We start from the raw sequence: 24,134 nt of genomic DNA, 5'->3' as shown, positions 1-24,134 counted from the left end.
ATATAAATTTTTATACCTTTAAAAATTAAATACTTAAAATATTAATTTATTATAATAATATTATGTCAGAACAAGAAAAAATAAGATTAGATAAACTAAATAATATAAAATTATTAGGTATTAATCCGTATCCTTCTAAAGGATATAAAATAAATTATAATATAAAATTATTATTAAAAAATAAAAAAAAAATTATTAAAAATAAAGATTTAATATTAATTTCAGGTAGAATAATAAGTATAAGAAATATGAAATCTTCATCTTTTATAGATATAAAAGATAGTAGTGAAAAAAAAATACAATTATATTATAATATTAATAATTTAAATAAAAAATATAAATTTCATAAATATTATATTTATTTATTTAAAAAATATTTAGATATAGGTGATATTATATATATAAAAGGAAATTTATTTATAACAAAAGTAAAAGAATATACTGTATTAGTAAAAAAAATAATATTATTATCTAAATGTATTTATCCTATACCTAATGTAAAAACTAAAAATAATAAAATATATGATAAATTTAATAATAAAGAAAAAAGATATAGAATGAGATATATCGATCTTATAGTAAATAAAAATATAAAAAAAATATTTATTATTAGATCATTAATTATAAAAAATATAAGAAAATTTTTAAATAAATATAATATTATTGAAGTAGATACACCAATATTACAAAATATTCCTGGTGGTGCAAATGCTAAACCTTTTATTACTTATCATAATAAATTTAAAAAATATTTATATTTAAGAATTTCTAATGAATTATATTTAAAAAGATTAATAGTTGGTGGTTTTAAAGGGGTTTATGAATTTTCAAGAAATTTTAGAAATGAAAGTATAGATAAAACTCATAATCCTGAATTTACTATTTTAGAATTTTATGTTGCTTATAAAAATTATAAATGGATGATGAATTTTTTACAAAAATTATTAAAATATATTTGTAAAAAAACTTTTAATAAATATACAATTAATATAAATAATAAAATTATAGATTTTTCAAAAAAAATAAAAAAAATAAAATTATTTGATTATATAAATAAAAAAACCAATTTATATATTAACGAAAAATTATCATTAAAAGAATTATTAAAAATTAGTAAAATGTTAAAATTAAATATTGATATAAATAAAAAAGAAAAATTAATTGATAATATATTTGATACTTATTGTAAAAAAAATATTATAAAACCTATATTTATTACAGATTATCCTAAATATATGAGTCCTTTAGCAAAATGTAAAAATAATAATAATAAATTAACTGAAAGATTTGAATTATATATAAATGGAAAAGAAATAGCTAATGCATATTCAGAATTAAATGATCCAATAGAACAATTATATAGATTTAAACAACAAAATAAAAAAATTATTGATAAAGACTTTATAAAAGCGTTAAAAATTGGTATGCCACCTACTGTTGGAATAGGAATAGGAATTGATAGATTAATAGCATTATTTACTAATAATGAATATATACAAGAAGTAATTTTATTTCCACAAATGAAATAATTATTTATTTATAGAAATAGAATCTAAAAATTCTTTATTACTTTTAGTAATTAATAATTTTTCTTTTATTAATTCTATTGCGTCTATAGAATTTATATTTGATATATATTTTCTTAAAATTGACATTCTATCAAAAGTATATTTATCAAATAATAATTCTTCTCTTCTAGTACTTGATGAAATTAAATCTATAGCTGGAAAAATTCTTTTATTTGCTATTTTTCTACTTAATAGTAATTCCATATTACCAGTGCCTTTAAATTCTTCATAAATTACTTCATCCATTTTAGAACCTGTTTCAATCATTGCAGTTGCTATTATAGTTAAAGAACCACCATTTTCAATATTTCTAGCTGATCCAAAAAATCTTTTAGGTTTTTGTAAAGCATTTGAATCTATTCCACCTGATAATATTCTTCCTGAAGTAGGAGTAATACTATTATAAGCTCTTGCTAATCTAGTAATAGAATCTAATAAAATTACAACATCATGACCACATTCAACCATTCTCATAGATTTATTTAAAACTATATTTGCTACTTTTACGTGTTTTTCAGGATGTTCATCAAATGTTGATGAAATTACTTCCCCATTAACATTTATTTTCATATCTGTTACTTCTTCAGGTCTTTCATCTATTAATAATATTATTTGATAAACTTCAGGATGATTTTTATCAATACAATTAGCGCAATCTTTTAATAAATTAGTTTTTCCTGCTTTAGGAGGTGCAACAATTAATGCTCTTTGACCTTTACCAATAGGTGAAAATAAATCTATTATTCTAGTTGATATAGAAGATTGTTTTCCTGATAAATTAAATTTTTCATTAGGAAAAAGAGGAATTAAATGTTCAAAAGTTAATCTATCAATAGTTTTAGAAGGTGATATACCATTTATTTTTATTACTTTTACTAATTGAAAATATTTTTCTCCATTTATAGGAGGTCTAATTTTGCAGTTAATAGTATCACCTGTTTTCAATTCAAATAATTTAATATGTGATTTAGATACATAAATATCATCAGGTGAAGTAATATAATTAAAATCTGAAGATCTTAAAAAGCCATAATTTTCATTATTTATTTCTAAAACTCCTTCAATTATTATTTCAAATATTTCATTATCATTATTATTAAATAACATTTTAAGTTAATTGATTGTATGATATATATATAATAAATATATATTTAAATTAATAAAATGAAAATTATAGATTGTGTAATAATCGGTTCAGGACCAGCAGGATATACCTCTGCTATATATTTAGCTAGATCTAATATTAAACATTATTTATACACTGGTGATTTACCAGGTGGACAATTAGTAAATACAAAAATTGTTGAAAATTATCCAGGATTTTCTAAAGGTATATTAGGTATAAAATTAATGTCAGAAATGAAAAAACAAGCTATAAAATTTGGTACAATAATAAAAACTAATAAAATTTTTAAAGTATCATTTAATAATAATAAATTACATTTTTTGTATACTAAAGAAAATAAAAAAATAATTACAAAATCAGTAATAATTGCTACTGGTTCATTACCTAAATCTTTAAATATTAAATATGAAAAAAAATATTTAGGTTATGGTATATCATATTGTGCTATATGTGATGGAATGTTTTATAAAAATAAAATAGTAGCTGTTATTGGAGGAGGAGAAACAGCATTAGAGTATAGTATATTATTATCTAAAATATGTAAAATAATTTATTTAATAGTAAGAAAAAATAAATTAAAAGCTTCAAAATATTTACAAAATATATTATATAAAATAAAAAATATAAAAATATTATTTAATAAAAAAATAAATAATTTTTTAGGTGATAAAAAATTAAAATATATTAATTTATTAAATTTAAATAATAAAATAATAAAAATTAAAGTTTCAGGTGTATTTATAGCAATTGGAAGTTATCCAAATACTTTAATATTTAAAAATAAAATTAAAATGGATAAAAACGGATATATAATTACTAAAAATAAATCTACAAAAACTAATATACCTGGAATATTTGCTGCTGGTGATGTACAAGATAAAAAATATAGACAAGCTATAACATCGGCTGGATCTGGATGTATGGCAGCTTTAGATGTTGAAAAATATCTTTTAAAATATTAAATTTAAAATATTTAATATGCATATTTATAATAAAATATTTTTATTATATTTTATTTTTTTTAAATATAAACCATATGGGGGAATATTAATATTAAAAAAAATATTTTTATTTTTTATTTTATTTTTTAAATCATATATAGTAATTTTTTTTAAACCTATTTCTATACATATTGAAATTATAAATCTTACCATTTTTCTTAAAAATCTATTAGATTTTATAATAAAATAAATATATTGTTTTTTTTTCTTCCAATAAGCATAATATATATTACAATTATAGTTATTTAATTTTTTATTAGTAGTTGAAAATAAAATAAAATTTTTTCTATTAATTATTATATTAATTGCTTTATTCATTAAATTAATATTTAATTTATTTTTATATTTCCAATACCAATATAAATTTTTATAAAATGGATTTTTTTTATAACCTATTATATATTTATATATTCTATATATTGCGCTAAATCTAGCGTGTACATTAGTTTTAACCTTAAATAAATCATAAATTTTTATATAAGAAGAAATTAATAAATTTATTTTATATAGAAATTGTTTTTTATTAATTGTATTTTTATAATCAAAATGAGCAAACATTAATTTTGCGTGTACTCCACTATCAGTTCTACTGGCACCTATTATATTAATTTTTTTATTTAAAATAATAGAAATTTTATTTTCAATTTCTTCTTCAATAGTTAAATTATTATTATTTTGTTTTTGCCATCCTTTAAAATAATAACCATTATATGATAATTTTATAAAATATCTCATATTTTAAAACCTAATTTTATAAATTTTTTAATAATTAAACTATTTTTATTAAAATATTTTTTTATATTTTTTTCTATATTTTTACCTAAAAATTTTATATTATTTTTTTTAATATTTTTTAATAAATTATATAAATTTTTATATTTTTTTTCAATTTTTTTACAAATATATTTTCCAATACTAGGAATACATAAAGAAAATAAAAAATTATTTAAATTATTTTTTTTAGAATTTTTAATTTCATTTAAAATTCTTATATAAACTTTAGATTTTACATAAATAAGTAAAAAATCATTTTTATTTAAATTATATAAATCAGTAATATTATTTAATTTATTATTATCAAATAATTTATTAATAATATTATTATTAATTTTTATTTTCATTGCACTAATAAAATGTTTAATTTTTTCAATTATTTGTTTTTTACATTTTTTATCATTTTTACAAATTAAAATATTATTTTTTTTTTTTAATAATTTATTACAACTAGGACAATATAAAGTAAAATTTATTTTTTTATTTTTATTTTTATTTATATTTATATTTTTAATTATTTTAGGTATTATATTTCCTGATTTTTTAATTATTATTTTATCATTTATTGATAAATTATATTTATTATAAATATTACTATTATATAATGAAGCTTTTTTTATTATTGTACCATTTATATAAATAGGTTTAAAATAAACTACTGGTACAATTATTCCACTTTTACCAACATTAAATTTTACTTTTTTAACTTTAGTAATTAATTCTTTATCTTTAAATTTATAAGCTATACACCATTTATAAAAAATATTATTATATTTAAATTGTTTTTGAATATTTAAATCATTTATTTTAATTACTATTCCATCTATAGGATAAGGATATATAGATATATTTTTTTCCCAATATGATATATAATTTATGATTTGTTTACTACTTTTACATAATTTATAAGATTTTTTTGGATATTTAAAATATAAATTTTCTATTAATTTAATTGATTTTAATTGATTATTAATATTTAAATTATTATCATTAGTATATATACTATATGGTATAAAATCTAAATATTTTATATTTTTATTATAATATTTACTATGTATAGTTCCATTAGCTGCATTTCTTGGATTAGAATATTTTTTTTTATTTATTTTATTTATAATATTAAAATTTTTTTTAGAAAAAACTATTTCACCTTTAATATTAAAAATTTTTATATTTTTTATTTTTTTTATATATTTTTTTATATTATTTATAAATAAAATATTATTAATTACTTCATTGCCATATTTCCCATCTCCTCTAGTAATAGCACTTTTTAATTTTCCATATTTATATATTAAACTCATTGCTATTCCATCATATTTTAATTCACATATATAATTATTTTTTTTTCCTATTTTTTTATCAATTTTTTTTTTCCATATTTTCATATTTTCTTTACTATATACATTTTTTATAGAAAACATTTTAAAATAATGTTTAGTAACTTTAAATTTTTTATTTAATAAATTTTTATTAAATTGTTTAATTGGAGAATTTTTATAAATAAAATTATATTTTTTTTCTAATTTTATCAATTTTTTTAATAGTTTATCATATTCATAATTTGAAATTATAGGTTTATTTAGTATATAATATCTATAATTATGTTTATTTATTTGTTTTGATAAATTAATAATTAATTTTTTTATCATTATTTTAAAATTTTTCCTATTATTATATTTTTATTATTTTCATTTTCTATTTTTTCTAACATTACATTTATAATTTTATTTATATTTTTCTTAGAACCTTTTATTTTTACTTTAATATAATTATCTGTATAACCATATATCCAATCATTTTTTTTATTTTCAAATAAAACTTTTCTTTTAGTTCCTAAAAAAGATTTATAAAATAATCTAGTTTTTAAATTAGAAATTTTTCTTAAAATTTTACTTCTATATTTGATTATATTATTATCTATTTTATTTTTCATTTTAAATGCTTTAGTGTTTTTTCTCGGTGAAAAAGAAAATACATGTAAATATGATAGTTTAATTGATTTAATTAAATTATAAGTTTCCATAAAATATTTGTTATTTTCCCCTGGAAAACCTACTATAACATCTGAACCTATACAAGCATCTGGTATTATAGATTTTATTTTATTAATTTTATTTAAATATAGTTTGGTTAAATATCTTCTTCTCATTTTTTTTAAAATATAATCACTTCCTGATTGTAATGGTATATGAAAGTGATTTAAAAATTTTTTACTTTTAGATATAAATTTAATTATATTATCTTTTAATAAATTAGGTTCTATTGAAGATATTCTTATTCTTTTTAACTTTTTTATTTTTTCAATTTCTTTTATTAAACATAAAAAATCTTTATTCTTATATTTATAATCTCCAATATTTACTCCTGTTAAAACTATTTCTTTTATTCCTTTATTTAAAATATTATATATATTTTTTATAATATTTTTAATACTATTAGAACGTGATAAACCTCTAGCTAATGGTATTGTACAATATGAACATTTATAATTACATCCATCTTGTATTTTTAAAAAAGATCTAGTTCTGTTTTTTTCAATTGAATATGCGTCTTTATATTCGTTTGGTAATGTAAATAATTCACAAGAATATATATTTTTTTTTTTTTCTATATAATCAATAATATTAAATTTTTTATCATTCCCTAATACTAAATTAATTCCTTTAATCTTATATAATTTATTTTTTTCTATTTGTGAATAACAACCTAATGCTATAATAAATGCATTATTATTTTTTTTTAATATATATTTAACTTTATATTTTAAATCTTTTTCCGCTTTGTGAGTTACAGCACATGTATTTATAACATATATATCTGCATAATCTTTAAAATCTACTATTTTATATTTTTTTTTATTAAAACTTTTACTTATTATTGAGGTTTCAGAAAAATTTAATTTACATCCAATAGTAAAAAAAGCAATTTTTTTCATATTATTCCTGATCCTATTAATTCCTTATTAATATACCATACAATAAATTGTCCTGGAGTAACTGCAAATTGATAATTATAAAAATTTACTAATATTCCTAAATTATTAAAATATAATATTGCTTTTTCCATATTTTGATTATATCTTATTTTACACATTACCTTTATTTTTCCTTTATTTTTTTTTATTAAATTTAATATATATTTTTTTCTTATCCAATGTATAGTATTTTTTTTTATTAAAATAAATTTTTTATATAATTCTTTATGATTTTTTTTACATACATATAATATATTTCTATTTTTATTTTTATAAAATAAAAATAAAGGATATTTATATCCTTTTATATTTAAATGTTTTCTTTGTCCAATAGTAAAATAATAATTTCCATAATGTTTACCTATTATTTTAGAATTATAAATTTTTTCATATTCATTATCATTATTAATATTTTTTTTTTTTTTAGAAGATATATAATATATATTCCCTATTTTTTTTTTTATTTTTTTTTGTAAAAAATTAATTAATTTTATTTTTCCTACAAAACATAAACCTTGTGAATCTTTTTTATATGCATTATAAAAATTTAATTTTAATGCTATTTTTCTTACTTCTTTTTTAGTTAAATTTCCTAATGGAAATAAACTTTTAGATAATTGATATTGATTTAATCTACATAAAAAATAAGATTGATCTTTTTTAACATCTTTACCTGATAATAAACAATAAATTTTTTTTTTATTATTATAAATTATTTTTTTTCTTACATAATGACCAGTTGCTATATAATCAACATTTAATTTTAATGCTTTTTTTAAAAATATACCAAATTTAATTTTTTCATTACAAATAATATCAGGATTAGGAGTAATTCCTTTTTTATATCCTTCATACATATAATTTATTACTCCTTTCCTATATTCTTTTCTTAAATCAAATACATAAAATGGAATATTTAATTTATTTGATATTAACATAGCATCTCTTATATCCTCCCACATACAATTATTATTACTCCAATTATACATAAATATTCCTATTACTTCATACCCCATATTTTTTAATAAATATGCTGATACACTTGAATCTACTCCTCCTGATAATGCTATTACTACTTTTTTCATTTATTTATCAGAAAATTTTTATCTTTTTTTATTTTTTCAAATAATTTTTTTTGTTTATAATTTATTTTTTTAGGTATCCAAACTATTATTTTTATTATAAAATCTCCTTTTATTGATCCATTTATTGATGGTAATCCTTTATTTTTTAATATTATTTTTTGCCCATTTTGAGTACCAGATTTAATCTTTATTTTTATATTTTCATTTAATGTTTTTATTTTTTTCACTGTTCCTAATATTGCATCAGGTATAGATATATATAAATTATAATATATATTCTTTCCTTTTCTCTTAAAAATTTTATGTGGTATTTCTTTTATTAAAATTATTAAATCCCCTGTTTTACCTCCATAAGGTGCTTCATTTCCTTTACCCTGTATTTTTAATTCTATTCCTTCAGTCACTCCAGAAGGTATTTTTATATTTATTAATTCTTCATATTTAATTAATAATTTAGCATTTTGTGGAAATATTACTTTTCCTATACCATTACAAATATTACATTTGATAGTTGTTTGCATTCTTCCTAAAAAAGTTTTAGTTATATTAGTTACTACTCCAGTACCATTACAATTATAACAATTTTTAAATTTTATATTTTTGTCTACTTTTAATCTGTTTACTTTTATTATTTTTTCTACTCCTTTATTAATTTCTTCTAAAGTAACTTTTAAATTAATTCTTAAATTACTTCCTTTTATTTTATTATATTTTTTTCTTGTAAAATTAAAATCTGTAAAACTTTCAAAACTTTCACTAAAAATATCTCCAAAATTACTAAATATATCATCCATATTTGTATATTCGCTATATTCTGTATATGTATTATTATTTCTATTGCTATCATACCTTTTTTTTTTATTCGGATCGCTTAATACACTATAAGCTTCAGCTGCTTCTTTAAATTTTTCCTCAGCAATTTTATTATTTGGATTTTTATCTGGATGATATTTAATTGCTAATTTTCTATAAGCTTGTTTTATTTCATTTAATGAAGCATTTTTATAAACTCCTAAAATTTTATAATAATCTTTCATAATTATTTATAATTTAATTTAAAATTAAATTAATTACCTACTATTACTTTAGCACAACGAATAATTTTATCAGATATATAATATCCTTTTTCTAATATTTTAACTATTTTATTTTTCATTTTTTTATTATTCACTTTTATTTGAGATATAGCATTATGTATATCATAATTAAATTTATCCCCTATTTTTACATCTATTTTTTTAAGGCCATAATTTTCTAAAATACTTATAAATTTTTTATATATAAAATATATACCATTTTTTTTTGTTATTTTTTCTTCTTTTATATAACGTTCAAAATCATCTAATATAGGTAAAATATAATTTATTATTTTTCCTTTATAATTTTTATATATTTTTTTATTTTCATTTTCATTTCTTTTTTTATAATTTTCAAATTCTGCTAATGTTCTTAAATATTTTTCTTTATAATAATCTTTTTCAGTTTTATTATCAGTTACATTTTCAGTAACATTATTATTATTAGTAACATTTTCATTAGTAACATTTTCAGTAGTAACATTTTCATTAGTAACATTTTCATTAGTAACATTTTCATNATAATCTTTTTCAGTTTTATTATCAGTTACATTTTCAGTAACATTATTATTATTAGTAACATTTTCATTAGTAACATTTTCAGTAGTAACATTTTCATTAGTAACATTTTCATTAGTAACATTTTCAGTAGTAACATTTTCATTAGTAACATTTTCATTAGTAACATTTTCATTAGTAACATTTTCAGTAGTAACATTTTCAGTAGTAACATTTTCAGTTACATTATTAGTTACATTATTAGTTACATTTTCAGTAACATTTTTATTAGTTAAATTTTTATTAGTTAAATTTTCAGTTACATTAATATTATTAATATTTTCAGTAACATTTTTATTATTTGTCATATATTATTAATATATCTATTTATCTAATATAGATTTTATATATGATCAAACAAATAAAGACATTAAAACAAAAAAGATATTCAAATTTAATTAATTATTTTTTTAATAAATTATTTATTGTTGATAATAAATTTAAAAATATATTAATTTCTGTTGTATATGTTTATATAAATAAAAATTATAGTTATTCTAATATATATATTTCTATATATCCAAATAAATACAAAAATGAAATTTTTAATAAAATTAAAAATAAAAAAAATTATTATAAAAAAAAATTATCTATTTTTTTAAAAAATAAATTTATAATACCTGAATTAAATTTTAGTTTATCTAATAAAAAAATATTTAATTAATTATTATTTTTTTTTTTAAATTAATAATTAATTTTTCAATATCTTTTTTTTTTTTATTTTCTAAATTAATAATTTTTTTAGGCGCTTTAAATAAAAAATTTTTATTTTTTAATTTATTATTTATATTTAATAAATATTTTTTATAAAATTTTATTTTTTTATATATTTTTTTATTTTCATTATTTTTATTAATAATAATATTTTTTTTTAATAAAAAAAATTTTATATTTTTATAAATAAATAATAAATATTTTTTTTTATTTTTTAATTTACTTTTTATTTTTATTTTTTTTATTAAAGTAAATTTATATATTAATTGAATATATATTTTAAAATTATTTTTATAACTTTTATATATATAAATAACATAATTTTTTTTTGAATTTTTAAATTTTATTTGTTTTAAATATTTTATAAAATTTAAGGTATAATTAAATTTATTAATTATTTTTTTATTAAATTTTTTTATTTTAGGCCAATTAGAAATAGTAATATCTTTTTTTTTTTTTAATAATTTCCAAATATATTCAGTAATAAATGGAGCATATGGATGTAAAATTTTTAATAAAATATAAAAAAATTTAAAAGTTTTTTTAATTAAAAAATTATCTGTTTTTTGTTTTTTAATATACTCTAAATATATAGAACAAAATTTTTTTTTAAATAAATTATTAATTAAAATAAATGATTTATATATTTTATAATTATCTAAATAATAATTTAATTTATATATTTTATAATATAAAATATTTTTAAACCATTTTACAATTATTTTATTAATTTTTTTTGTTTTATTATTTTGTTTAACTTTATATTTTATTTTTATTATTAATTTAAATGCATTCCATATTTTATTTATAAAATTTCTACCTTTTATACATAAATTCTCATTATAAATAAAATCATATTCATAATTAGTACTTAATATACCTGTTCTAATTCCATCTGCACCATATTTATTTAATAAAACATATAAATTTTTATAATTACCTAAAGATTTAGAAATTTTTCTTTTATTATTATCTCTTGCTATACCTGTTAAATATACTTTTTTAAATGGTATTTTATTTATTAAATAACTACTTAACATTATCATTCTTAAAACCCAAAAAAATAATATATCATAACCAGTAACTAAAATTTCAATAGGAAAATAATAATTAAAATCAATATTATTAGGTTTATTAATACCATATAATACTGAAATTGGTAATATACAAGAAGAAAACCAAGTATCTAATACATCTTTATCTTGTTTTATATAATTTATGTTAATTTTATTATATTTTTTTTTAAATTTTTTTATTGCATTATTTAAATTTTTGGCTACTACTAAATTATTTTTATAATAATAAACTGGTATTCTATGGCCCCATTTTAATTGTCTTGAAATATTCCAATCTTTAATATTATTAATCCATTTATTACATAAATTATTATATTTATTTTTAGGATAAAAAATAATATTTTTTTTTTTTTTTAATACTGGTTTAATTAAATATTTCATTTTTAAAAACCATTGTGAAGATAATTTATTTTCTATAATTGTATTTGATCTATCTGAATAAGCTATTTTTCTTATTATTTTTTCTTTTTTTACTAAATAACCTAATTTATTTAAAATTTTATAAATTTTTTTTCTTACATAAAATCTATCTTTACCTTTTAAAAACTTACCTTTTTCATTTAATGTACCATCGTCATTAAAAATATTTATTATATTTAATTTATGTTTTTTATATATTTTATAATCTTCTTTACTATGGGCAGGAGTAATTTTTATACATCCTGTTCCAAATTTTTTATCTACTGATTTATCTGTAATTATTGGTATTACTCTATTTACTATTGGTACTATTAATTTATAATTTATAATATTTTTATATCTTTTATCTTTTGGATTAATACATACTGCTGTATCTCCAAATATTGTTTCTGGTCTTGTAGTAGCTATTACTAAATATTTTTTTTTATCTTCAGTAAAATATTTAATATAATATAAATTTTTTTTTATTTTTTTATATATTATTTCTTCATCAGAAATTGTAGTTTTTGCATAAGTATCCCAATTTACTAATTTATTTTTTTTATATATTATTCCTTTTTCATATAATTTTATAAATACTTTAATTACAGATTTATAATTATTTTTATCCATAGTAAATTGTTTTCTATTCCAATCACATGAACAACCTATACTTTTTAATTATTATTTTTTCATTTATATATCTTATACCTTTTCCTTTATATGGTTCAGGTTTTTTTAAAGATCTTATTTTTGATGCTACTATTCCTAATAATTGTTTATTAATACAAAAAATATTTATAATTGTATTTTCTCCTTTTACATTTTCTGTTGTTATATTAATTTCTTTACAAAATTTCATTACTATTTTATGTGAATATCCTACGTTTAAATTTAAAATTTTACCTTTTCCAATAGCCTTATATCCTACTCCTACTAATTCTAATTTTTTATTATAACCTTCATTTACACCTTTTATCATATTATATATTAACATTCTATAAAGTCCATGTAAACTTTTATATTTTTTTTCATTATTTTTTTTATTTATTAATTTTATTTTATCATCTAATATTTTTATAATTATATTTTTATTAATTTTTTGTTTTAAATTTCCTAATTTACCTTTTACATATATATATTTATCTTTTTTATATATATTTACATTTTTAGGAATTATTATATATTTTTTTCCTATTCTTGACATATTATTATTAATAAATTATACATAATATTTCTCCACCTATTTTTTTTAATTTTGCTTCTTTTCCAGTCATTACTCCCATAGAAGTTGATATAATAGAAATTCCATATCCATTTAAAACTTTATAAATATTTTTATATTTTAAATATTTTCTTAAACTTGGTTTACTTATTCTTTTTATTTTTATTATTACTGAATTATTATTTATATATTTTAAATATATTTTTATTTTATTTATTTTATTAATTTTATATATTTTATATTTTTTTATATAATTATTTTTATATAATACTTTAGTTATATTTTTATTTATTTTTGAATAATTAACTTTTACATAACTTTTTTTAACATTACATGCATTTCTTATTAATGTTAAATAATTTCCAATAGTATCCATTACCAACTTGATTTTTTTATTCCTGGTATTAAACCATTTGATGATAATCTTCTAAATTCTATACGTGATATTCCAAAAAATCTTATATAACCTCTTGTTCTTCCTGTTATTTTACATATATTTTTTTGTCTTACAATTGAAGCATTTCTAGGAATTTTTTGTAATTCTAAAAATTTTTTATTATTTTTTAAATATTTATTTTTTTTATAATATTTAATAAATAATTTGTTTTTTTTTTTTTGTCTAGATTTTAATGATTCTTTTGCCATATATATTTTTATTTTTAAAAGGTAACCCTAAATAAATTAATAAATATTTAGCTTCTTTATCAAATTTTGTACTTGTTACAAAACTTATATTCATTCCATAAATTCTTTTTACTTTCTCAAAATTAATTTCTGGAAAAATTATATGTTCTTTTATACCTAAATTATAATTTCCTTTTCCATCAAAACTATTTTCTTTTATTCCATTAAAATCTTTTGATCTAGGTAATGCTACTGATATTAATCTTTCTAAAAATTCATACATTATATTTCTTCTTAATGTAACCATACAACCTATTTTTGTACCTTTTCTTAAATTTAATCCTGATATATCTTTTTTAGATAATCTATAAGTCGCTTTTTGACCTGTTAATAATGATAAATCTTCCATAGTATCTAATATATTTTTTTTTATACCTACTCCTATATTAATTACAATTTTATTTAATTTAGGTACTTGCATTATATTTTTATATTTTAATTTTTTTTTTAAAATATTTATAATTTTTTTTTCATATAATAATTTTAATCTTGGTATATACATTTTATTTTATAATTTAATCTAATATAGTATTAGATTTTTTACATATTCTAATTTTTTTTCCATTTTTTAATTTTTTTATTTTTATTTTTGTTCTACATTTTAATTTAGGATCTTCTATAGATATATTAGATATATCTATAATTTTTTTTACTATCCCCTTTACATAAACTTTATTTTTTATTATTCTCATTATTTTCCCTCTTTTTCCTTTTTCTTTACCTGATATTATTATTACTTTATCTCCTATTTTAATTTTATTCATTTTTATTAAATAACATAATTTGATAATGATATTATTTTCATATATCCTTTTTCCCTTAACTCCCTTGATACTGGACCAAATATTCTTGTCCCTTTTATTTCTTTATTTTCATTTAATAATATACATGCATTATCATCAAATAATATATATGTTCCATCTTTTCTTTTTATTTTATTTTTTACTCTTACTATTATTGCTTTATATATTTCTCCTTTTTTTATAGTACTTTTTAACAATACTTTTTTTATAGTTACTACTATAATATCCCCAATACTAGCATATTTTTTATTTCCTAATATTCTTATAATTAATGCTTCTTTAGCTCCACTATTATCAGTTACTTTTAATTTTGATTCTTGTTGTAACATATTTTATTTTTTTTTATTTATTATTTTTTTTATTATCCAACGTTTTTTTTTACTTAATGGTCTTGTTTCAATAATTTTTACAAGATCTCCTTTTTTAGTAATATTTTTTTCATCATGTACATAATATTTTTTTTTTTTTAATATTGTTTTTCTATATTTTTTATGTTTTATTATTATTTTATTTAAAACTATTCTAGTTTTATTCATTTTATCACTTATTATAATACCTTCTTTTATTTTCATATTAATTAATATTTAAAATAATCATCATAAATAATATATTTTGTTTTTACTGGTAATTTTTGTGCACATAATCTTAATGCTTCTTTTGCTATATTTTCTGATACTCCATTAATTTCAAATAATATTCTTCCTGGTTTTACTACTGCTACATTATATTCTACATTTCCTTTTCCTTTTCCCATTCTTACTTCTTGTGGTTTTTTTGTAATAGGTTTATAAGTAAAAATATTTATATATAATTTTCCTTCTCTTTTCATATATCTAGTAGCTGCTACTCTAGCTGCTTCTATTTGTTTTTCAGTAATATATTTTTGTTTATCAATTGATTGAATACCATACTTACCAAAATGTAATTTATATCCTCTTTTAGCAAAACCTTTAATTCTACCTTTTTGTTGTTTTAAATATTTTTTTTTTGCCATTTTTATTAATACTTTTTTTTTTATTAATACTTTTATTAAAACTATTATTAAAATTAGTAAAATATTTTTTCATTTCATATATTTCCCCTTTCATTATCCATACTTTTACTCCTATTTTTCCATATTTAGTATTTGCTTCTGATAATGAATAATCAATATTTGATCTTAATGTTGATGATTTTATACTACCTTCTTTATATACTTCAGTTCTTGCTATTTCTGCTCCATTTAATCTACCAGAAATTTTTATTTTTATTCCATTTATTTTTTTTATCATTGCTGATTTTATAGCATATTTAATAGATTTTTTATAATATATTCTACTTTCTAATTGTCTACATATATTTTTAGATACTAATATTGAATCTATTTCTGGATTTTTTACATCTACTACATTTATATAAATATCATAACTATTATTTTCTATTTTTTTATAATATAAATATTCTTTTTTATTATTTATTATAATATTATTTATAATTTTTTTTAACTTTTCTACTTCTTTTCCTTTTTTCCCTATTACTATAGCAGGTTTAGACGTACATATAGTAATTATTACTCTATTTTTAATTTTTTCAATTATTATTGTAGATATACAATATTTATATCTATTATTTATATAATTTCTTATCATATTATCTTCATTAACATTTAAATAATAATTTTTTATCCATATTGATTTCCATCCATAAATTATTCCTAATCTATTAGATATTGGATTTGATTTTTGCCCCATTTTATTTAATTTTTTTATTTTTTATTTCTAATTTTATTATACTTAATCTTTTTATTATTTTATTTATCCTACCTTGTGGTGCATATCTTACTCTTTTAATTATTCCTGAACTATTTACTATTAAACTATAAATATATAAATTTTTTATATCCTTTTTACCTGTTTTTATTTTATAATTTGATATTGTTGATAATATTAAATTTATTAATATTTTTGATTTTTTATAACTTATATAATTTTTTAAAATCTCAATAGCATTTAAAACATTTTTACCTTTTATTAAATTTATTAAATTTCTTATTTTTCTTGGTGAAATTCTTACATTTTTTATATAAGAATAAATTTTATTTTTATTTTTTTTTTTTATTTTTAACGCTGTATTTCTTTTTCTTTTTCCCATTTTTTTTTTTTATTTTTTATCCTTTTTTAAAATATATTTTGAATATTTTTTATTTTTTTTACGTGTTTTAAAACCTTTTGCGTAAATTCCTTTTCTACTTTTTGGATGTCCTCCTGATGCTTTACCTTCACCACCACCCATAGGATGATCTATAGGATTCATTGCTACTCCTCTTGTTCTTGGTCTTTTTCCTATCCATCTATTATTTCCTGCTTTTTTTAATTTTTTAAATTTATGATTTTTATTTGATATACTTCCTATTGTTGCCATACTATTTAATAATATCATTTTTTTTTCATTAGATGATAATTTTATAATTGCATATTTTTTATCCTTTGATATTATTTTTGAATATGTTCCGGCACTTCTTGAATATATTGCTCCATTACCTGGAATATTTTCTATACAACATATTATAGTACCTAAAGGTATTAAATGTAATGGAGCTGAATCACCTAAATTTAATGATGATTTTGTTCTTGAGGATATTATTCTATCTCCTTTTTTTAATCCTTTTACAGATAAAATATATTTTTTTTCTCCATCTTTATAATATAATAAAGATATATAAGCTGACCTATTAGGATCATATTCAATATTTTTTACAGTAGCTATTACATCATATTTATTTCTTTTAAAATCTATTAATCTATATTTTTGTTTATGACCACCACCTATATATCTTACAGTTATTCTTCCTTGATTATTTCTACCTCCTGATTTTAATTTTCCATAAATTAATTTATTGTATTTTAATCTTTTTATTTTTATTTTTTTCATAATAATTTAATATTTTTTTTATTTTTTAAAAATTTTACTATTATTTTTATAATATTTTTATTTTTTTTTTTTATTTTAATAATATTTATTTTTTTTACTATTAAATAATAATTAATTTTAAAATATTTTTTTAATTGTATTTTATTTATTTTTTTTTTATTTAAATAATAACTATATAAATTATATTTTTTATATAAATTAATTGACTTATAAGTTTTTAAAGGACTTATTAATAACTTCATTTTTTTATTATATTTATTATATTATTTATTTTTTTATTTATAAATATTATATAATCTGATATTAATATATTATATATATTTATTTGTTTAATATAATTAATTCTTACATTTTTAATGTTATTTGATGAAATAAGTAATTTTTTATATATTTTATCTGTTATTATTAAATATTTTTTTTTATTATTTATTTTAAATTTTAATTTTTTAAAATAATTAATAAAATATTTTGTTTTATGTGAGTAAAATTTTATTTGTTTTAATATAAATACTTTTTTATTGATTATTTTATTACATAATAAAATTTTTTTAACTATTTTATAAACTTTTTTATTTATTTTATTTTTATAATTTCTATTATTTTTTGGACCAAATATTCTTCCCCCACCTCTAAATATAGGATTTTTTATATCTCCTTTTCTTGCATTACCTGTTCCTTTTTGCTTTTGTATTTTTCTAGTACTACCTTTTATTTCACTTCTTTCTTTTGTTTTACTTGTATTTTTTCTTTTTGAATTTAGATATTTTTTAACATATAAATAAATAATATGTTCTTTATTTTTGAACCTATTATATTTATTTATTATATTTATATTTTTTTTTATTTTATTATTTTTTATTAAATTCTCCATATTTTTTTTTTATTATTAAATATTTATTATTTTTACCTGGTACTGAACCATTTACTAATAAAATATTATCTTTTATTAATAATATTTTTATTTTTTTTACTGTTACTTTTTTATTCCCCATTCTCCCAGCCATTTTCAATCCTTTTATTACTTTAGCTGGATAAGTTCCAGCTCCTATAGAACCTGGTGATCTTAATCTATTATGTTGTCCATGTGTTTTTGAACCTACTCCTGAAAAATTATGTCTTTTTACTACCCCTTGAAAACCTTTACCTAAAGAATATCCTGTTATATCTATTTTTTCTCCTATATTAAATATATCTAAATCAATATTTTTTTTATTTTTTATATATTTAATTTCATTTTTTGTTAATTTATTAAATTCTATTATTTTTTTATAATATTTACTATTATATTTTTTAAAAAATCCCATTAATGGTTTATTTACTTTTTTAACTTTTATATACCCTAATAATAATTTACTTTTTTTAATATTTATAATATTACCTTTTTCTGTTTTTATTACTGTACATGTATATAATTTACCTTTTATAAAAATATTTATCATTTTTATTTTTTTTCCTATTAAACCTATCATATTATTTTAAATTTTACATCTACTCCACTAGCAATTTCTAATTTCATTAATTCATTTACTGTTATTGAATTAGCTTTTAATATTTCTAAATATCTTATATGATAACATAATTCAAATTGTTCTCTAGATTTTTTATGTACATGTGGAGACTTTAATACAGTAAATACTTTTCTTTTAGTAGGTAAATGTATTGGTCCTTTTATTTTTACACCAGTATAATCAATTGATTTTATTATTATTTTTATTGTTTTATCTAATAATATATAATCGTATGATTTAAGTTTTATTTTTATTATTTTTTTCATTATTATATATTATCTATTATTTTATTGAAAATATTTTTAGGTACTTCTTCATAATGTGAAAAACTCATATTTGAATTTGCTCTACCTGATGATAATGATCTTAATATTGTTACATATCCAAACATTTCTGATAAAGGTACTAAAGCGTTTATTATTTTTTCATTATTTTTATTATCTATTATATTTTTTATTATTCCTCTTCTTTTATTTATATCACTCACTATATTACCCATATTTTCATTTTGACAATTTATTACTAATTTCATTATAGGTTCCATAATTATTGGATTAGTTTTTTTAGATGAATTTCTAAAACCATTTTTAGCCGCTATTTCAAATGATAAAGAATCTGAATCAACAGAATGATAAGATCCATCTAATAATACAATTTCCATTGAATCTATTTCATAACCTAATAAAGGGCCTATTTGCATTGAATATTTAAAACCTTTTTCTATTGAAGAAATATATTCTTTTGGTATATTACCTCCTTTTACTTTATTTATAAATTTTAAACCTTTTTTTTTATATGGTCCTATAGTAAATAATATTTCTGCAAATTTACCTCTTCCACCTGTCTGTTTTTTATATATTTCTCTATGAGTTATTTTTTTAGTAATTTTTTCTTTATATTCTACTTTTGGTTTACCTTTATTAATATCTATATTAAATTCTCTTTTTATTCTATCTATTATAATATCTAAATGTAATTCTCCCATTCCATAAATAATAATTTGTCCTGTTTTATTATCCATTTTAACTTTAAAAGTAGGATCTTCTTCTTCCATTTTTGATAAAGCTAAATTTAATTTATCAATCTCATATTTAAGTTTTGTTTCTATTGCTATTCCCATAACTGGTTTAGGAAAAAATATATTTTCTAAAACTATTTGATTATTTTCTTCACATAATGTATCTCCAGTTTTTATATCTTTAAATCCTACTCCTGCAAATATATCACCTGCACATATTTTTTTTATAGGTATTTGTTTATTTGCATGCATTTGATACATTCTTGATATTCTTTCTTTTTTATTAGTTCTTGAGTTAAATACATATTCACCAACCTTTAAAGTACCTGAATATACTCTAATAAATACTAATTTACCAAAAAATTTATTAGTTGATATTTTAAATACAAATGAACAATAAGGATATTTATAATCTGGTTTTACAATACATTTTTTTTTATTTATTTTATCTATTCCTATTATTTTTTTTGATTTTAAAGGTGAAGGTAAATACATACAAATTGCATCTAACATTTTTTGTACTCCTTTATTTTTAAATGAAGAACCACATAACATAGGAACTAAATTCATTTTACATGTTTCTTTTTTTATTATAGATATTATTTTTTTCTTTTTTATTTTTTTTCCTTCTAAAAAATTATTCATAATTTCTTCATCGTATTCAGATAAAATTTCTAATAATTTTATTTTATATTTTTTTATTTTTTCTTTTTCATTATCTGGTATATCTTTTATATAATATTTCATACCATAATTTTTATTCTCCCATATTATATATTTTTCTAATATTATATCTATAATTCCTATAAATTTTTCTTTTTTTTCTAATGGTAATTGTAATATAATCGTATTACATTTTAATTTTTTTTTTACATCTTTACAAACATTTAAGAAATTTGATCCTTTTCTATCCATTTTATTTACATATCCTATTCTTGGTATATTATATTTATTTGCTTGTTTCCATACTGTTTCTGATTGTGGTTCTACCCCTTCTACTGAACTAAATAATACTACCATACCATCTAATACTCTTAATGATCTTTCTACTTCTACTGTAAAATCTACATGTCCTGGAGTATCTATTATATTTATATAATAATTATTATTATTATATTTCCATATACATCTAGTTGCTGCTGATGTTATTGTTATACCTCTTTCTTGCTCTTGTTCCATCCAATCCATTGTAGTATTTCCTTCATGTACCTCTCCTATTTTATGACTTATTCCTGTATAAAATAATATTCTTTCTGTTGTAGTTGTTTTACCTGCATCAATATGAGCTACAATTCCTATATTTCTAGTATATTTTAATTTATTCATAAATTTTTAAAAGCTTTATTAGATTCTGCTAATTTATATATATTATTTCTTTTTTTTATTGCATCCCCAATACCATTATATGCAGCTATTATTTCATTAGCTAATTTCTCATACATAGTTTTTTCTTTTCTTTTTTTTGCATATATAATTAACCATTTTATTGATAAATATATTTTTTTTCTTTTATTTATTTCTATTGGTATATTATAAGTTGATCCACCTATTTTTTTTTTTTTAATTAATATTTTAGGGGCAATATTTTTTAACGATTTTTTAAATATTATTAATGGGTTTATATCATTCATTTTATTTTCTATTATATTTAACGCATTATAAAATATTTTATAAGCTAAATTTTTTTTTCCATTTTTCATTAAATTATTTACAAAATAAGTTACTAATTTACTATTATATTTATAATCTTTTTTATAAGTTCTTTTTTTAAATTTAATTTTTCTCATCTATTTTATTTTTTTTTTGTATTTTTTTTTGTTCCATATCTACTTCTACTTTTTTTTCTACCTTTTACTCCTTCAGTATCTAATGTTCCACGTATAATATGATATTTTACCCCTGGTAAATCTTTTACTCTACCTCCTTCTATTAATACAATAGAATGTTCTTGTAAATTATGTCCTTCACCTCTTATATAAGTATTTACTATTTGTCCATTTGTTAATTTTACCTTAGCTACTTTTCTAATAGCTGAATTAGGTTTTTTAGGAGTAGTAGTATATACTTTTATACATACTCCTCTTTTTTGAGGAGATTTTTTTAAAGCTGGTGATTTGCTTTTTTTTATATTTTTTTTTCTTTTTTTTCTTATTAATTGTTGTATTGTTGGCATTTTTATTTTTTTTTTCTTATATATTTAAAAGTAGATAATATTTTTGTTTTATTATCTATAATAGCAATATTATGTTCATAATGTGCTGATAATAAATTATCTTTTGTTAAATAAGTCCATTTATCTTTACTTAATTTTATTTTACTTGTTCCTTGATTTACTATAGGTTCTATTGATAATACCATTCCATTTTTTATTTTTATTCCTGTATTTTTTTTTCCATAATTAGGTATATTTGGATATTCATGTATTTGTCTTCCTATTCCATGGCCAAATAAATCTTTTACTACTTTAAACCCCTTTTTAGTGATATATTTATTTATTTTATATCCTATATCCCCTATTTTTTTTCCTATTTTACTTTCTTTTATTCCTATATATAATGATTTTTTTGTATATTTTAATAATTTTTTTTTTATATTTGATATCTCACCTACTCCAAAAGTATAAGCATGTTCTCCATAATATTTATTCATTAATACTCCACAATCTATAGATATTATATCTCCTTCTTTTAAATTTATATTTCTTGGAATTCCATGAACTACTTCATTATTTATAGATGTACAAATAGTATTTGGATAATTATATAATCCTAAAAATGCTGGTTTACCACCATTATCATTTATATATTCATAAGCGATTTTATCTAATTTTAATAAATTTTCTCCTGGATTTATATATTCTGATATTATCCCTAATGTTTTAGAAGTTAATATAGAACTTTTTTTTATTAAGTTTATTTCTTCTTTATTTTTTATCAACATTTTTAATAGGTGGTACTAGATTCGAACTAGTGACATTTTGCTTGTAAGGCAAACGCTCTAAACCAACTGAGCTAACCACCTTTTAAAATATAATATAATAAAATATTTTATTATATTAAATCAATTTTTCCTTTTGAAATTAATTTTATATCTTTTAATATTGTACTATATTTTAATTTAATATTATTTATATTATTATTTTTCATTATATTAGCAATATTATATATATATTTATATTTATTTTTTATTTTAATTATCTTTTTAATAAATTTTTGTATTATTTTTCCGTAATATTTATATTGTTTTATTTGTTTAGGATAATTTAATTTTATATATTTTTTTTTTTTATTTAAAAAATAAATAGGTTTTTTATTTTTAAAAGGATATTCTTTTAATTTATTATTAGTTAATAAATATAATTGATCCCATAATTTACGTTTATATATATCAATATTATTTATTATAAGATTATTATCTTTCATAATTTTTAATATATATATATATATTTTAATTCTTTTTGTTTTTTTACTAATATTTAATGTTTCATCTATTAATATTTGTATATTTCTTCCATATTGACTAAATACTATTTTATTTGTTTTAGTATTATATTCCATATAAATTATTTATTTATATATTATTTTATGTAAATATATATATAATAATATTTATTTATATAATTTATATATTAA

The 24,134-nt window shown here is 16.8% G+C and carries 30 protein-coding genes, 1 tRNA gene and 1 pseudogene; 3 read left to right on the top strand and 29 right to left on the bottom strand.

Features of this window, described 5'->3' with window-relative positions; translation table 11 throughout:
- Nucleotides 1–62 precede the first annotated feature (62 nt).
- Nucleotides 63–1,529, top strand: a complete 1,467-nt coding sequence (gene lysS, locus N2591_RS00260) for a lysine--tRNA ligase (protein WP_318165961.1) — start codon at nucleotides 63–65, stop codon at nucleotides 1,527–1,529.
- On the opposite strand, the pseudogene rho reads toward lysS, so the two are convergent.
- Nucleotides 1,530–2,645, bottom strand: a pseudogene (gene rho, locus N2591_RS00255) (transcription termination factor Rho); the annotation flags it as partial.
- Between the two features lie 87 nt (nucleotides 2,646–2,732).
- Between rho and trxB the strand changes: the two are divergent.
- Entirely contained in the window at nucleotides 2,733–3,656 is a 924-nt protein-coding gene (gene trxB / locus N2591_RS00250; RefSeq protein ID WP_318165960.1) for a thioredoxin-disulfide reductase, read from the top strand.
- A 24-nt stretch (nucleotides 3,657–3,680) separates the two neighbouring features.
- Here the strand turns inward: trxB and truA are convergent, their stop codons facing one another.
- The 6 genes from truA to N2591_RS00220 are packed head-to-tail and all read right to left on the bottom strand — an operon-like array spanning nucleotide 3,681 to nucleotide 10,473.
- Nucleotides 3,681–4,430, bottom strand: coding sequence for a tRNA pseudouridine(38-40) synthase TruA (gene truA / locus N2591_RS00245; RefSeq protein WP_318165959.1), 750 nt, complete (start codon nucleotides 4,428–4,430; stop codon nucleotides 3,681–3,683).
- Nucleotides 4,427–6,121: an NAD-dependent DNA ligase LigA gene (gene ligA / locus N2591_RS00240; RefSeq protein WP_318165958.1), complete on the bottom strand. Its 1,695-nt coding sequence runs from the start codon at nucleotides 6,119–6,121 to the stop codon at nucleotides 4,427–4,429. Before ligA ends, truA begins: the two co-directional genes overlap by 4 nt.
- On the bottom strand, nucleotides 6,121–7,407 hold the full coding sequence (mtaB, locus tag N2591_RS00235; RefSeq protein WP_318165957.1) for a tRNA (N(6)-L-threonylcarbamoyladenosine(37)-C(2))-methylthiotransferase MtaB: 1,287 nt from the start codon (nucleotides 7,405–7,407) through the stop codon (nucleotides 6,121–6,123). Before mtaB ends, ligA begins: the two co-directional genes overlap by 1 nt.
- On the bottom strand, nucleotides 7,404–8,531 hold the full coding sequence (mnmA, locus tag N2591_RS00230) for a tRNA 2-thiouridine(34) synthase MnmA (RefSeq protein ID WP_318165956.1): 1,128 nt from the start codon (nucleotides 8,529–8,531) through the stop codon (nucleotides 7,404–7,406). The genes mtaB and mnmA overlap by 4 nt, the downstream gene beginning before the upstream one ends.
- Nucleotides 8,528–9,568 (bottom strand): DnaJ C-terminal domain-containing protein, encoded by a 1,041-nt coding sequence (locus tag N2591_RS00225; RefSeq protein ID WP_318165955.1) that lies wholly within the window; start codon nucleotides 9,566–9,568, stop codon nucleotides 8,528–8,530. The genes mnmA and N2591_RS00225 overlap by 4 nt, the downstream gene beginning before the upstream one ends.
- 29 nt (nucleotides 9,569–9,597) lie before the next feature.
- Nucleotides 9,598–10,473, bottom strand: coding sequence for a nucleotide exchange factor GrpE (locus N2591_RS00220; protein WP_318165954.1), 876 nt, complete (start codon nucleotides 10,471–10,473; stop codon nucleotides 9,598–9,600).
- 41 nt (nucleotides 10,474–10,514) lie between these two features.
- On the opposite strand from N2591_RS00220, the gene N2591_RS00215 reads away from it, so the two are divergent.
- Nucleotides 10,515–10,829: a ribosome-binding factor A gene (locus N2591_RS00215; RefSeq protein ID WP_318165953.1), complete on the top strand. Its 315-nt coding sequence runs from the start codon at nucleotides 10,515–10,517 to the stop codon at nucleotides 10,827–10,829.
- Here the strand turns inward: N2591_RS00215 and N2591_RS00210 are convergent.
- From N2591_RS00210 to N2591_RS00105, 22 genes are all read right to left on the bottom strand, one after another.
- Nucleotides 10,822–12,987: a class I tRNA ligase family protein gene (locus N2591_RS00210; protein ID WP_318165952.1), complete on the bottom strand. Its 2,166-nt coding sequence runs from the start codon at nucleotides 12,985–12,987 to the stop codon at nucleotides 10,822–10,824. The two genes, N2591_RS00215 and N2591_RS00210, sit on opposite strands and share 8 nt — an antisense overlap.
- 22 nt (nucleotides 12,988–13,009) lie before the next feature.
- Nucleotides 13,010–13,561, bottom strand: a complete 552-nt coding sequence (gene rplF / locus N2591_RS00205; RefSeq protein ID WP_318165951.1) for a 50S ribosomal protein L6 — start codon at nucleotides 13,559–13,561, stop codon at nucleotides 13,010–13,012.
- A gap of 7 nt (nucleotides 13,562–13,568) precedes the next feature.
- Nucleotides 13,569–13,961 (bottom strand): 30S ribosomal protein S8, encoded by a 393-nt coding sequence (gene rpsH / locus N2591_RS00200; RefSeq protein ID WP_318165950.1) that lies wholly within the window; start codon nucleotides 13,959–13,961, stop codon nucleotides 13,569–13,571.
- Nucleotides 13,955–14,224: a 30S ribosomal protein S14 gene (gene rpsN, locus N2591_RS00195; protein WP_318165949.1), complete on the bottom strand. Its 270-nt coding sequence runs from the start codon at nucleotides 14,222–14,224 to the stop codon at nucleotides 13,955–13,957. The genes rpsH and rpsN overlap by 7 nt, the downstream gene beginning before the upstream one ends.
- On the bottom strand, nucleotides 14,199–14,765 hold the full coding sequence (rplE, locus tag N2591_RS00190; protein WP_318165948.1) for a 50S ribosomal protein L5: 567 nt from the start codon (nucleotides 14,763–14,765) through the stop codon (nucleotides 14,199–14,201). Before rplE ends, rpsN begins: the two co-directional genes overlap by 26 nt.
- Nucleotides 14,766–14,778: 13 nt before the next feature.
- The gene (locus N2591_RS00185) at nucleotides 14,779–15,027 is read right to left on the bottom strand and encodes a KOW motif-containing protein (RefSeq protein WP_318165947.1); all 249 of its coding nucleotides are present in this window, start codon (nucleotides 15,025–15,027) and stop codon (nucleotides 14,779–14,781) included.
- Between the two features lie 5 nt (nucleotides 15,028–15,032).
- Nucleotides 15,033–15,395, bottom strand: coding sequence for a 50S ribosomal protein L14 (gene rplN, locus N2591_RS00180; RefSeq protein WP_318165946.1), 363 nt, complete (start codon nucleotides 15,393–15,395; stop codon nucleotides 15,033–15,035).
- A gap of 3 nt (nucleotides 15,396–15,398) precedes the next feature.
- Nucleotides 15,399–15,638: a 30S ribosomal protein S17 gene (gene rpsQ / locus N2591_RS00175; RefSeq protein WP_318165945.1), complete on the bottom strand. Its 240-nt coding sequence runs from the start codon at nucleotides 15,636–15,638 to the stop codon at nucleotides 15,399–15,401.
- Nucleotides 15,639–15,643: 5 nt separating this feature from the next.
- On the bottom strand, nucleotides 15,644–16,060 hold the full coding sequence (gene rplP, locus N2591_RS00170) for a 50S ribosomal protein L16 (protein WP_318165944.1): 417 nt from the start codon (nucleotides 16,058–16,060) through the stop codon (nucleotides 15,644–15,646).
- Complete coding sequence (gene rpsC, locus N2591_RS00165) at nucleotides 16,023–16,796, bottom strand: 30S ribosomal protein S3 (RefSeq protein WP_318165943.1); 774 nt, start codon at nucleotides 16,794–16,796, stop codon at nucleotides 16,023–16,025. The genes rplP and rpsC overlap by 38 nt, the downstream gene beginning before the upstream one ends.
- A 1-nt stretch (nucleotide 16,797) precedes the next feature.
- On the bottom strand, nucleotides 16,798–17,196 hold the full coding sequence (locus tag N2591_RS00160; protein WP_318165942.1) for a large ribosomal subunit protein uL22: 399 nt from the start codon (nucleotides 17,194–17,196) through the stop codon (nucleotides 16,798–16,800).
- 9 nt (nucleotides 17,197–17,205) lie between these two features.
- Nucleotides 17,206–17,976, bottom strand: a complete 771-nt coding sequence (rplB, locus tag N2591_RS00155; protein WP_318165941.1) for a 50S ribosomal protein L2 — start codon at nucleotides 17,974–17,976, stop codon at nucleotides 17,206–17,208.
- Nucleotides 17,973–18,218 carry a hypothetical protein gene (locus N2591_RS00150; protein WP_318165940.1) on the bottom strand — a complete coding sequence of 82 codons (246 nt, stop codon included), beginning with the start codon at nucleotides 18,216–18,218 and terminating at the stop codon, nucleotides 17,973–17,975. The genes rplB and N2591_RS00150 overlap by 4 nt, the downstream gene beginning before the upstream one ends.
- Nucleotides 18,215–18,847, bottom strand: coding sequence for a 50S ribosomal protein L4 (gene rplD, locus N2591_RS00145; protein ID WP_318165939.1), 633 nt, complete (start codon nucleotides 18,845–18,847; stop codon nucleotides 18,215–18,217). Before rplD ends, N2591_RS00150 begins: the two co-directional genes overlap by 4 nt.
- A complete protein-coding gene (rplC, locus tag N2591_RS00140; protein WP_318165938.1) occupies nucleotides 18,825–19,445 on the bottom strand; it encodes a 50S ribosomal protein L3 in 621 nt (206 codons plus the stop codon). The genes rplD and rplC overlap by 23 nt, the downstream gene beginning before the upstream one ends.
- The gene (gene rpsJ, locus N2591_RS00135; protein WP_318165937.1) at nucleotides 19,442–19,750 is read right to left on the bottom strand and encodes a 30S ribosomal protein S10; all 309 of its coding nucleotides are present in this window, start codon (nucleotides 19,748–19,750) and stop codon (nucleotides 19,442–19,444) included. The genes rplC and rpsJ overlap by 4 nt, the downstream gene beginning before the upstream one ends.
- A gap of 2 nt (nucleotides 19,751–19,752) precedes the next feature.
- Nucleotides 19,753–21,828, bottom strand: coding sequence for an elongation factor G (gene fusA / locus N2591_RS00130; protein WP_318165936.1), 2,076 nt, complete (start codon nucleotides 21,826–21,828; stop codon nucleotides 19,753–19,755).
- The gene (gene rpsG, locus N2591_RS00125) at nucleotides 21,825–22,289 is read right to left on the bottom strand and encodes a 30S ribosomal protein S7 (RefSeq protein ID WP_318165935.1); all 465 of its coding nucleotides are present in this window, start codon (nucleotides 22,287–22,289) and stop codon (nucleotides 21,825–21,827) included. Before rpsG ends, fusA begins: the two co-directional genes overlap by 4 nt.
- A gap of 5 nt (nucleotides 22,290–22,294) precedes the next feature.
- Nucleotides 22,295–22,675 (bottom strand): 30S ribosomal protein S12, encoded by a 381-nt coding sequence (rpsL, locus tag N2591_RS00120; RefSeq protein WP_318165934.1) that lies wholly within the window; start codon nucleotides 22,673–22,675, stop codon nucleotides 22,295–22,297.
- A 2-nt stretch (nucleotides 22,676–22,677) separates the two neighbouring features.
- Complete coding sequence (gene map, locus N2591_RS00115) at nucleotides 22,678–23,442, bottom strand: type I methionyl aminopeptidase (RefSeq protein WP_318165933.1); 765 nt, start codon at nucleotides 23,440–23,442, stop codon at nucleotides 22,678–22,680.
- Nucleotides 23,443–23,448: 6 nt separating this feature from the next.
- Nucleotides 23,449–23,523: transfer RNA gene (locus N2591_RS00110), tRNA-Val, on the bottom strand.
- Nucleotides 23,524–23,552: 29 nt separating this feature from the next.
- On the bottom strand, nucleotides 23,553–24,059 hold the full coding sequence (locus N2591_RS00105; RefSeq protein ID WP_318165932.1) for a DUF4290 domain-containing protein: 507 nt from the start codon (nucleotides 24,057–24,059) through the stop codon (nucleotides 23,553–23,555).
- Nucleotides 24,060–24,134: the final 75 nt, after the last annotated feature.

The organism is Candidatus Shikimatogenerans bostrichidophilus, assembly GCF_033370915.1.
Lineage (GTDB): Bacteria > Bacteroidota > Bacteroidia > Flavobacteriales > Blattabacteriaceae > Shikimatogenerans > Shikimatogenerans bostrichidophilus_M.
This window is presented reverse-complemented; position numbering and strand designations above follow the sequence as displayed.